The sequence below is a fragment of the Gammaproteobacteria bacterium genome, from assembly GCA_013214945.1.
Lineage (GTDB): Bacteria > Pseudomonadota > Gammaproteobacteria > Enterobacterales > Psychrobiaceae > Psychrobium.
The window spans coordinates 66,385-78,174 of sequence record JABSRT010000025.1; the positions used below are offsets into that span (position 1 = coordinate 66,385).

Here is an 11,790-nt window from a genome sequence, read left to right on the forward strand (position 1 = left end):
GTTCAGGAGATATTATTATGGGAAATCCAACAGGATTCATGAACGTAAAACGCGCTTTACCAGCGGATCGTCACCCAGCTGAGCGTTTGATCGATTGGCTTGAAGTGCCACAAAAAATGGTTCAAGCCGACATTGAAAAGCAAGCGTCTCGTTGTATGGACTGCGGCGTGCCATTTTGTCAGTCGGCAAAGTCTGAATTTGCGCCAGCAGTAGCCGGTTGTCCGGTTAACAATGTTATTCCTGAGTGGAATGAACTGGTTCACAAAGGACGTTGGCAAGATGCCGTGGAGTTGTTGCACAAAACCAATAACTTCCCTGAGTTTACTGGGCGTGTTTGTCCGGCGCCTTGTGAAGGGGCGTGTGTACTTGGTATTAACGCCGATCCGGTCACAATAAAGCTCCACGAAAAGTCAATTATCGACCACGCCTTTAAGGCGGGTTGGGTTGTTGCACAGCCGCCGTCAGGGCGAACAGGTAAAAATGTTGCCGTGATTGGTTCCGGTCCTGCGGGGCTGGCGACAGCAGCGCAGCTAAATAAAGCTGGCCATATGGTCACGGTTTATGAACGTGCCGATCGCATTGGTGGTTTGCTGATGTACGGCATTCCGAACATGAAGCTTGAAAAAGAACTGGTCCAGCGCCGGGTTGATATTTTAGCCGAAGAAGGCATTGTATTTGTTACCGACACCGAAGTGGGCAAAGACATTAGTGTTGAACAACTCGAGCAAGACTTTGACGCGGTAGTATTGTGTATTGGCGCGACCGTGCCACGCGATTTACCGGTAGAAGGTCGCGAGCTCAACGGCGTTCATTTTGCAATGGACTTCTTAAAAGCCAATACCAAAAGCCTGCTCGACAGCAAGCACAGTGATGGTAACTACATTAATGCCGCCGGTAAAAATGTAGTGGTTATTGGTGGTGGCGACACGGGCACCGACTGTATCGGTACATCATTGCGGCATCAGTGTACTAACGCTATTCAACTCGAGATTATGCCGCGTCCCCCTGAAAAACGTGCCGCAGACAATCCGTGGCCACAGTGGCCTAAGCGTTTATTGGTTGATTACGGCCAAAACGAAGCCATTGCGATTCAAGGTCAAGATCCACGTCAATACTTGGTGATGACCAAGAAAATTGAAAGCGATGGCCAAGGCAATGTTAAAGCCGTGCACACGGTTGATATTACTTGGCAACGCAACGACAACGGCCAAATGATCCCACAAGAAATTGCAGGCAGTGAAAAAGTATTGCCAGCAGACATTGTGTTAATCGCCATGGGCTTTATGGGGCCTGAAGGTGGTTTGGTTGAGCAGTTTGGACTAGAGCAAGACAACCGCTCAAACATTGCGGCTCAATACGACAAGTTTACGACCAGCAAGCCGGGCATTTTTGCCGCTGGTGATGGTCGACGCGGTCAAAGCCTAATTGTATGGGCGATTGATGAAGGACGCCGCTGTGCCCGTGAAGTTGATACGTTCTTGATGGGTAAAAGCTACTTGCCTTAAGCGATAACTCGCAGCACAACTAAAACGCCCGCTAATTAGCGGGCGTTTTTAATGGAGCGGTTTAATTAACGAATGTGTTTACCGACGAGTTAATTAAGCAACTTCGGACGCGTTCAGCGCAATCTCGGGGCAAAGGTCGGTTAAAATACGGCTTGCTAGCTGCTTATGACAACCAAAGTCAGTCCACTCTTGAATAATCAACTGAGTATTATAACGGCGACAAATGTGTGGTAAGAAAGTGTCGTGACAATCAGAAATCAGTTGCAGATATTCTTGTGAGGTACCAACTTCTGCATCGCGAGCGCGTTCAAGCATGCGCTGATATGAGATCACCGGATCAGATTTCAAGTAAATAACCGCGCTAACAGGTGGGTAGTCTTTTAGCTTCTCTTGAATGTCATAATAATAATCGAGATCTTGGCCGTCGGGGCGACACGCTTCGGCTAAATTAGCCTGACAGAAAACCAAATCAGAGAACAATGACCGTTCTATTACATAATGTGAGTCTGGGTTAAGGTTCTGACAAATTTGTGAACGTTTGTTCGTAATGTAGCGCTGAAATTCAATGCGCTTGGTTGGATCAACCGTAAAAGCTTTTAACAATCGCTGGAATTCAGTGTCGGTATCGACATCTTCAATAATGAGTTGCCATGTTTTTGTGCTGTGAGTGTTCAATTGCTCAACAAGTTTTGGCAGTAAGGTTGACTTGCCAACGCCAATATTACCTTCAATGGCGATTAAATTAAAATGTGGGGCTTGAGACATCATTTTCTACTTGTTATTGCGTTATTTTTAGGCCAGCTAGGTTACCAGAATATAAAATTCAAACGTTGAAGTTGCTCAAACTTTGGCAACAGAAATTTTGTCTGCTTGGTTTTTATACAAAATATTTCATACAAAATTCCAGATTAAGCACTTTTACTTTTGGTCATTGCTGAGCACGGCAACGAGAAGCTAATTACTTAACGCGTAAATTGACGACTTAAGGCTTGCTGGTTCGAGCTCAGAGCTAAGTCCGGTAAATTGACGAGTTAATAACTAAAATTGTAATGAATACAGTATCTAACTTACGTTAATGGTTTATCGTTGAGTGCGATATTATTGAAGCTGTTATCGATCAATAACCACTGTTGCGAACAAAAAACAAACCAAAAAGTTACAGATGTTAACTAATGTGAAATTTAGATGTGTATTTATGCCGTTTGTGTTGTTAGGGCACTGTTAAATCGTTATAATCGCGGGCAAAAATTAGCTTGCTTTATTTGTTCGGCTTACGCAGAAATTACCTACTTGTTTACGACATCAACTTGCTACTTTCGTCATCTAGTACCCGGCGAAACTAGCACGTATAATTTTGGTGTTTTGTTCTCGGTGAGTTTTAAACTGTGGGGCTGATTTAACTTCATTTCAAAGGGTTTTTCAAAATGGTAACAGCCATCGTTTTTATGCTTATCTTGTTTGCGTTTGTTTTGATCGTGGTCGAGGATGTCGTTCACGTTAATAAAGCAAAAACAACTCTGTTTTTCGGGACATTATGTTGGATTATATTGTTCATTAGTCCTGTCAATGACATGACAACAGCAGAAATACAAGAGCAGCTCGATCACAATATTCTTGAAATTGCGACTTTGTGGCTATTCCTGATGGCGGCCATGACGTTTGTTGCTTACTTGAACTCAAAAGGCTTTATTCAAAACTTGGTTCACCGTTGCATGCCAAAACAAATTTCTGAAAAGAAGTTAATGTTCGGGGTGGGTATGTTTGCGTTTGTTTTCTCCTCTATTTCAGACAACATTACCGCAACCTTAATTTCTTTGGCGGTGATAATGTCGTTAAAGCTTGAAGCGAAAAAGCGGATTAAATATGCGACGCTAATTATCTTTGCCGTTAACTCGGGTGGTGTATCACTAATCACCGGTGATGTGACGACCTTAATGATATTCTTAGCGGATAAAGTGTCTATGGGTAACTTACTCTATCTCGTTGTACCGGCTGCCTTCAGTGTGCTGTGCTTAGCCGTGATGTTGTCTAAAGGAATGAATGGCATCTTAGTCTTTGAATTCGCTGAACAACGACGAGTTGAAAAAACAGATATCACCATTGCGTTAATCTTTTTGAGCACGATTTTTTCAACCCTAATTTTAAGTGCCGTATATAAAGTACCACCGGTACTAACGTTCTTATTTGGTTTGTCATTAATGTTTTTAACCGCACAATTTTTAATGCGCAAAAAAGATGTTAATAAAAAGATTATTGATTACATTCGTGAAATTGAATATGACACCTTATTATTCTTTGTTGGCGTATTATTGTTAGTTGGCGCATTAAAACAAATTGGCGTACTAAATCAATTTACAAAACTATATCAGATACTTGACCCACAATATGCTAACTATTTAATGGGCCTGTTATCGTCACTTATCGATAATGTTCCGTTAACGGCCGCGTTACTTAAAGCCGACATTGAGATGAATGCTCGTCAGTGGTTGGCATTTACTTATGCAACTGGGGTTGGCGGTTCAATGTTAATTATTGGCTCTGCGGCTGGTATTATCGCGATGAGCAAGGTTAAAGAACTCACCTTTGGCAGTTATTTACGCATGAGTGTGTATTTGTTGATTGCCTACAGCATTGGTTACGCAGGTGCTAACATCGTGGGTTACGCTATTCCATTAACCAACTAAATCTAAATATTCACTTAGAATATAGAACGACGGCTTATTACAGCCGTCGTTTTTTTTGCTTAATTTCTCATCGAGAGGCTAACCAGACGAATTGGCTACGCTCACCTTCTCTGTCGCTATGCTCGTAATCAATATAAAGGGTTGGTATTTGATAAAGCAAGCTAGAGCAGCATGTTCCTACATGGTTGTAATACCAATTGTATTAAAGAGATGTGGGCAATGCATTTAGGCCAGAGACGGGCGTAATTAGAGTAATGGATCCGTTCTTGGATAAACGACATTAGAATATCGCATGTGCAGTTATCGAGAAGCTATTGCAGATATGCTGCTCAAGAGCCTCGAAGAGAGGACAAACTCTGGTGCCATTGGCATCAGGAAGTCCGCCGGAGTAGTGATGGATATACGGTGACTTGCTGTTTTAGTGGCAACACTTTAGTACAACAAAGCCAGACGAATTGGTTACTGGATAGTTTAACTAAGCCGTTTGTTGCTGGGTTCTTTCTATCGACTTTTCAATTTCCTTTTCCATTAACTCTTGCAACTGCTCAAGTTTTTTGGCTTTTTCTTCCGGGCTGAGACTATCGTCGCTTGCCACTTCTTCCATCATTGCTTCTATTTCTTTTAACTTTTCTTTATCAATGCCAAGCCGGTTATCGAGAATGGCTTGCATGGCGTCTTGATAAAAACTCTCGAAACTTATTGGCTCTTCGTTGCGATTTCTCGCTGAGTTAATTTCAGGAGCTGTGTCTGTTGTGTCAGAGGCATAGAGACTGCTTTCAACAGTACTGGACTTAACTTGGCGTACTGAGCCTAATTGGTCATAGGTATTAGCGGGTGTTGTAACCGATTTACCATTGGCTAAATCGCGCGCAGCTGACGAAATAGTCACCACATCACCGTTTGCCTGGCCTGAAACAAATAAGCTCGCTGGTGAGGTCTGCACCGTAGAATCTTCATTGGTTTTAGCTTGCCTTGCGATATTCGAGGTGGCATAAATATCAGAACGGTTAAGGGTGATCATTGCTAGTCCTCGTTAACATCCCATTTCGATTGTGACCAATAAATTATCGAATGTGGTATTAAATTAATTTGCTTAAATATTCCATTACCGGGTAATGGAATATTGCTAGTTGATTAAATTAAGCAAATATAGTGCCACCATTTATAATGGCTTGGGTGCACGGCCTGCTGTTTTATAAAGAGGAAGTAATTGATAATGCGGCAAATGATTGCCGCTAAAATGACGTAATTGCCAAATTACGGTGATTAAAAACTGATAATGGTGAGATAGGCAGGCATATTGTTGAAGACATTGTCGGAAATATTGTAGGAAATAGGGCAGGGCTAAAGATGAAGTGCGGAACTAAAATGCGCAATAAAGCTATTGCACACTACAATCCCACCCTTTAATACAGTAATTTACTGCCGCAAGAGTAGTTCAAACTAAGACTCTATCGAGCTTGAACTAATGCTTTTGTCAGCCATTGCTTGGTTTTGTAATAACAGCTCAAATTGCTCAGCGACTATTGGCTTTGAAAAAAGATAACCTTGGCCAAAATCACAGTCAAATCCTTGCAATAACGCCGATTGCTCTTCGGTTTCAATGCCTTCAGCAATAACGCGCATGCCCAATTGGTGAGCCATGGTGATAATAGCTTGGCACAATGCGTACTCTTTAGAGTCGAGGGTGAGGTGCTGAACAAAACTGCGGTCAATCTTAAGATAGTCAATGTTGAACTCTCTTAAATACGACAATGAAGAGTAACCTGTACCAAAATCATCTAATGATATTTGGGTGCCGCTGTTTCTAAAGGCTTCTAATTTCTCTACGATTTTGTTATCGGTTTCCATCAGCAAACTTTCGGTCATTTCAATCACGATAGAGCTACCGTCAAGGCCATTTTGGATTAGGGTTGCTTGCCAGGCTTCGGGATTTAAGCCGTCTTCATGGTACTGACAAGGCGAGGTATTAACCGTAATTTGAAATTTTGGGTCAAACTGCTGTTGCCAAATTGCTACCTGTTGTACCGCTTGCTCAAATATCCATTGGCCAATACCATTAATTAAGCCGGTTTCTTCAGCCAGTGGAATAAACTCAGTTGGGTTGATTAAGCCTTTTTCAGGGTGTTGCCAGCGGATAAGTGCTTCAGCTTTGATAATTTTCATGGTGCTAAAGCAAATAATAGGCTGGTAGACCACAAACAGTTGATCTAACTCAATCGCTTGTCTTAAATGATTAATTAACTCAACTCGAGCTATCGCATTTTTTTGCATTGACGGGGTGAAATACTGGAAACTATTGCGACCGAGTGATTTTGCATGATACATCGCCTGATCAGCGTGTTTTAATAATTGATCACTGTTATCGCCATCGTTCGGGCTAAAAGCAATACCAATGCTGGTGGTAACAAACACTTGCTCATTATTTAGTTTAAATGGGGTCGCTAACGAAGTTAAAATATTATTAGCAATGCGCTCAATGGCTTGAGGCTCTGACAGCTCACTTAGCACGATAGTAAATTCATCACCACCAAGGCGAGCAACCATGTCGACTTCTCGAACACATTTTTTGAGTCGCTCGGCTGTTTCAATTAATAAATGATCGCCAGCTTCGTGGCCCATTGTGTCGTTTACTTCTTTAAAGCGGTCTAAATCAAGAAATAACACCGCAATTAAATTATGTGTTCGCTGAGCCTTTAAAATTTCAAGGTTTAATCTGTCTTTAAGCATGAAACGGTTGGGTAAGCCAGTCAGCGGATCGAAATTTGCCTGGAGCCATATTTTATCTTCGGCCAGTTTACGTTCGGTAATGTCCCTAAAACTCCAGAACCGGCCGTGAAATTGCTTTAACTCATCAATCATGGGGGCCGAGAAACGTTCAAATATCCGACCATCGTTTAAGGTCATCTCAGAAAAGTGTTGCTCGGTCGTGTTGTTATTTAAATGACGTGCAACTTGGAGAAACTCATTTTGATTTTTTATTTGTTTTACCATCGCATAAGTGATGCGCGAGGGAGACTGACTGTGAATGGTTTCATCAGATAAATGCCACAGTCTTTTTAATTGGTTATTGGTTGAAACTAAGCCGCCTTTAGCATCGAAGGTGATAATGCCATCGACAGATGCTTGTTGCTGGGTTTTCAAAATGGTATTCATAAACCGCATTTCATCAACCGCAATTTGTTTCTCTTTCATCAAGCCGTGAATGTGATAAATCAAGAAAACCAACAGTAATATAAAGACCGTAGCCAGCGCCAAATAAACAGCTAACAGTTTATTATCATCCGGGCTATAAATAAAAGGACTGACATCGAAATCGGCGGGCAACATATTAAGCGAGGTGTAAGTATTAGCGATATGCTGCCAGCGTTCCACACTCATGTGGCCCAGTTGTAATAACTGTGGTTGAATTAAGTCAACCATCTCAAACGCTTCGGCTTCGAGATCAGCAATTGATTTTTTTGAATGGTAAGAATATTTGATAAGTTTGGCAATTTCTTTGGGATGGCTTAACGCATATTGCCAGCCCTTTAAACTTGCGGTGACAAAATTTTGAACCCGCTCAGGGTGTTCCCAAATCTCTTGTTCACTGGTGAAAATGTTATCGCCATAAAAATCAATGCCCGCAGAACGTGTATTGTAGGCGCTATATTCATAGCCCTGCTTTTCAAGCGTGTGAACTTGATTGGTGACATAACCGGACATCGCGCCGATTCTACCACTGGTTAAATCGTTGAGATCGAAACTGTGATCGACAAATTCAATATCGTCCATCGGCAAGCCATGTTTCATCAAAAAAGCAATAATTTCTTCGCCTTGGGCTGAAATCATCACTTTTTTATCAGCTAGGCTGTTTAAATTAGCCAGCTTGTCACCTTTGGGCATCATTAATACGTAAGGTGAATGCTGATAAATGACGGCAAGTACGACCACCGGCAAGCCGTTGTTGCGCTTTAGCAGTAAGCTGCTCGAACCGACACCAAAGTTAGCTGTGCCATTAACAACCTGCTCAACTGAACTGTCTTTTTCATTGGGCAGCCGAATATCGACCTCGAGACCAGCCTGGCGATAATAACCTTGTTGTTTGGCCGCGTAATACCCCGCAAATTGAAATTGATGGTCAAATTTTAATTGTAAAACGACTTGATCCATATCTTTATCATTAGCTAGGGCAACCGCGCTGTATATTGTCAGAACGTACAACAAAACGAGTGACATAACTTTCTGAATAGAGTTCAATCTGTGGTCCTTATTTATTAGTAATAAATACAAAGTGATATCTTAATACTAAGCTAGAACCCTAGCTATGATCAAGAGATGATTGACTGCTGGCCCGGTAATTATGGGTGATTAGACCAATAATCAATAATTGATAGCTGTGGTGGGCTAATAAAACACCTAAATTCATATTTATTATGCATTTAGTAGGGTGTTAATCGAAACAACCGTATTAATTTGATGGGTGATACACCGCTAAACCGTCACTAAGTTGGTGATTAATTGGCACGGTTAGTATTTAACCAAGCAAGTTTGAGCGGCATGTGCTTACCTAAATGTAAGGTATTAGGTAATGCAGCAGCAATTGCTATAATAGTCCGCTGAGGTAGATTTAAGGTAGAACTCTGCCGGTATTGGCACCAGAACGCTAGCCGAAGTAGCGATGATTTAAGCCAATCTACTGTTGTAATGGCATCACCCTATTACAACAGAGCCGATTAAATATCTTTGGTCACACAGTCTAAAAAGGCTTCTATACTGGCCTTTACACTGTCTTTTCGCCAAATAAACGCGCTGGTTGAATGTTTCCATTCACAAGGCAGCTGATGTTGTTGAATACTGCTGGCGAAAGGATAATTGTCGATTAGCGCTGCCGGTACAATGCCGATGCCCATGCCTGCAGCAACGCAACTAAGTAGGGTATGGTACGAATTTATTTCAATTACCTTGCAAATGTCACCGTCATTTTTGATCCAATCAGCCAATCGAGTGCGATAAGCACAGCTAGTGCTAAACCCTAGCAAAGTTGGGTTGCTGACTAAATCTTTGGGACTGCGGATTGGTTGATGAGCTAAATCAGAAACAACCACTAAGGTTTCATTAAAGACAGGTACCTTGGCTAAGCGGCTATCATTGGGAGGATCTGCCACCAATGCCATGTCAAGCTCACCACTTAATACCTTGTTAATTAAGTCGTTGGTCGGCGCTGTTTTTATTTCTAATTCAACCTGCGGATATTGGCGATGAAATAGCATTAAAGGTTCCACTAAGCGGGTCGCTGCTGCCGCTTCCATTGAGCCGACTCTTAATTGCCCCTTGGGGGTAGTGTCGGTTAATTCATCAATCGTGGTTTGAGCTAACGTTAATAGCTGCTTGGCATAAGGTAGCAACATCTCGCCAGCAGGGGATATCCTCAGTCGATTTTTGTCGCGTAAAAATAGCGTTTTACCCAAAGTACGTTCTAACTTCTTAATGCGCGCGGTGACATTAGACGGCACTCTATTTAGCTTAACCGCAGCGTGACTAATGCCGCCGTTATCAACTACCGCAACAAAGACTCTTAAATCGGACAATTCCATCACTAACTCGCGTAATATTTCGACATAAATTAAACTATCACATTTAGTGAATGTAATGTTCACTATTATTCACTATAAATGAAAGGGTCAGCAAGGTATGGTAACTGCTGAAATTTACCTTGGATGACTATTAATGATTACACTCAACAGAGGATATATTTACGCCGTTGCAGCCGCGGTTATTTGGTCGGGCTTTATTTTGGTATCACGTTTAGGCGGTATTAGTGAGCTTGGTTCTTATGACGTGATAGCGATCCGGTACATTACCTGCGCGACTATTGTACTGCCCGTTTGGTGGTTTAAATTTCGCTTTAATTTACTGCAACCAAAATTTATAGCTTGCAGCTTAATTGGCGGCTTGGCTTATGCGCTGTGTATTTTTAAAGGCTTTGAACAAGCCTCTGCGTCGGAAGCAGCAGTATTGTTAGTTGGCTTAATTCCATTATTTATCACGGTGTTTTCTACGCTGATTAATGGTGAGCAGCATAGCAAGCAGGTGTGGTTTGGCACGGGTGTTATTACGCTGGGCGTGTTGGTGTTATTTTTACCGACCTTACAGCTCAACTCAGGTTTAACCATGGGGCACTTTTACTTAATGGCGGGTGCCATTTTCTGGGCGCTGTTTTCTGTGTTAATTAAACGTTGGGGCATCACCCCGTGGCAGGCTACGGCAAGTTTAGCGATGATTACTTGCGCGCTTTACCTTCCTGCTTATCTGTTGTTTTTACCAAAATCAGTGTCACTACTATTATGGCAAGACATTGCAATTCAAGCCTTTTATCAAGGGTTTTTAGCTACGATAGTGCAATTGATTTTATATGTTAAAGCCGTTCAGGCGATTGGCCCTGCGGCCATGGGCACCACAATGGCGATAGTCCCGTTATTGTCTGGTTTAAGCGCCATTGTGGTGTTTAATGAAGTTGCCACCATCGAATTAATCAGCGGATTAATGCTGGTCAGCCTTGGGGCATGGTTAGCGCATCAGCGCTGGGGCAATAAAACCGCACTAATTTAAACATTCACAACTCTAAAAGGAGGGCACTATGCCTTACGTAAATATTAAAATTACTGACGAACAAGTTACACCGCAGCAAAAAGCTGAACTAATCCAAGGGGTGACTCAGCTGTTAGTTGATGTCTTGAATAAAAACCCAGCGACTACAGTTGTCGTCATCGATGAAATCAATACCGATAACTGGGGAATAGGCGGCAAAGTTGTAACCGACCTTAGGCGCGCAGCTGCCGATTAGTATTTTTGTATAAAGCACTCATCATAATTTATTGTTAATGCAGACTAATTAGTCATAATGTTTACATTTACACCAGTCAGGTGGCTTTAATTGATTATAGGCTTTACAAGTGGCGGTTAAGTCCCTATTATGCGCTTCGACTTCAGTGGAGAGATGGCAGAGTGGTCGAATGCACCGGTCTTGAAAACCGGCATGGGTTTATAGCCCATCTAGGGTTCAAATCCCTATCTCTCCGCCACATTTAGAAGAGCCGCTTATTCGAAAGAATAAGCGGCTTTTTGCTTTTTAGAGATTAAATTTTCGATTAATAACACTAATCTTAAAGCAGGGTTGAAATCCACTCTTTATCTGGCACCGCCACTATTTAGAAAAGCCCGTTAAATCGAAAGATTTAACGGGCTTTTTGTTGTTTAGGGATTAAGCCTCAATTTTGAGCAGTTTTCGAATAGGTTCTCTATTTGAGCTGTCTCTACCAGGTAAATATTGCTACGCGTATTGAAATTAATGCAAACAAACAGCCATATTTATAGACTCTTTGTTTTGGTCAGGTACACTGCGCTTAATTCGTCAAGACACCCAATAATGAGGTGTTATAAAATAGGTATACTCAATGAGCTCAGCGTTAGAACAACAACAAGAAACTATCTTACAATACTTAGCTACCACACATTACAGCGATGCTAATGCGCCAAAATCACAAGACAAGTTAGAAGCTAAGTATGAGATTGGTAAAGCATGCAATAAAGCCAGAGAGATCCTTTGTAGCGATGAAGCT

General features: G+C 41.9%; 9 protein-coding genes and 1 tRNA gene. 6 read left to right on the forward strand and 4 right to left on the reverse strand.

Annotated features, from left to right (window positions below):
* The first annotated feature begins 17 nt into the window (after positions 1–17).
* Entirely contained in the window at positions 18–1,505 is a 1,488-nt protein-coding gene (locus HRU23_17160; GenBank protein ID NRA55870.1) for a glutamate synthase subunit beta, read from the forward strand.
* Between the two features lie 93 nt (positions 1,506–1,598).
* On the opposite strand, the gene HRU23_17165 is transcribed toward HRU23_17160, so the two are convergent.
* On the reverse strand, positions 1,599–2,273 hold the full coding sequence (locus HRU23_17165; protein NRA55871.1) for a deoxynucleoside kinase: 675 nt from the start codon (positions 2,271–2,273) through the stop codon (positions 1,599–1,601).
* A 656-nt stretch (positions 2,274–2,929) separates the two neighbouring features.
* Between HRU23_17165 and nhaD the strand changes: the two genes are divergently transcribed.
* Positions 2,930–4,189: a sodium:proton antiporter NhaD gene (gene nhaD / locus HRU23_17170; protein ID NRA55872.1), complete on the forward strand. Its 1,260-nt coding sequence runs from the start codon at positions 2,930–2,932 to the stop codon at positions 4,187–4,189.
* Positions 4,190–4,664: 475 nt separating this feature from the next.
* Here nhaD and HRU23_17175 read toward each other — a convergent pair whose 3' ends face one another.
* The 3 genes from HRU23_17175 to HRU23_17185 form a co-directional block, all read right to left on the reverse strand.
* Positions 4,665–5,210 carry a hypothetical protein gene (locus HRU23_17175; protein ID NRA55873.1) on the reverse strand — a complete coding sequence of 182 codons (546 nt, stop codon included), beginning with the start codon at positions 5,208–5,210 and terminating at the stop codon, positions 4,665–4,667.
* 422 nt (positions 5,211–5,632) lie between these two features.
* Positions 5,633–8,341, reverse strand: a complete 2,709-nt coding sequence (locus HRU23_17180; GenBank protein NRA55874.1) for an EAL domain-containing protein — start codon at positions 8,339–8,341, stop codon at positions 5,633–5,635.
* Positions 8,342–8,904: 563 nt separating this feature from the next.
* Positions 8,905–9,828, reverse strand: coding sequence for a LysR family transcriptional regulator (locus HRU23_17185; protein ID NRA55875.1), 924 nt, complete (start codon positions 9,826–9,828; stop codon positions 8,905–8,907).
* A 70-nt stretch (positions 9,829–9,898) separates the two neighbouring features.
* On the opposite strand from HRU23_17185, the gene HRU23_17190 reads away from it, so the two are divergent.
* From HRU23_17190 to HRU23_17205, 4 genes are all read left to right on the forward strand, one after another.
* Positions 9,899–10,780: a DMT family transporter gene (locus tag HRU23_17190; protein ID NRA55876.1), complete on the forward strand. Its 882-nt coding sequence runs from the start codon at positions 9,899–9,901 to the stop codon at positions 10,778–10,780.
* Between the two features lie 28 nt (positions 10,781–10,808).
* A complete protein-coding gene (locus HRU23_17195; protein NRA55877.1) occupies positions 10,809–11,015 on the forward strand; it encodes a 4-oxalocrotonate tautomerase family protein in 207 nt (68 codons plus the stop codon).
* A 147-nt stretch (positions 11,016–11,162) separates the two neighbouring features.
* A tRNA-Ser gene (locus HRU23_17200) sits at positions 11,163–11,253 on the forward strand.
* Between the two features lie 372 nt (positions 11,254–11,625).
* Positions 11,626–11,790, forward strand: a 165-nt coding sequence (locus tag HRU23_17205; protein NRA55878.1) for a hypothetical protein, incomplete at its 3' end; no start/stop codon positions are given.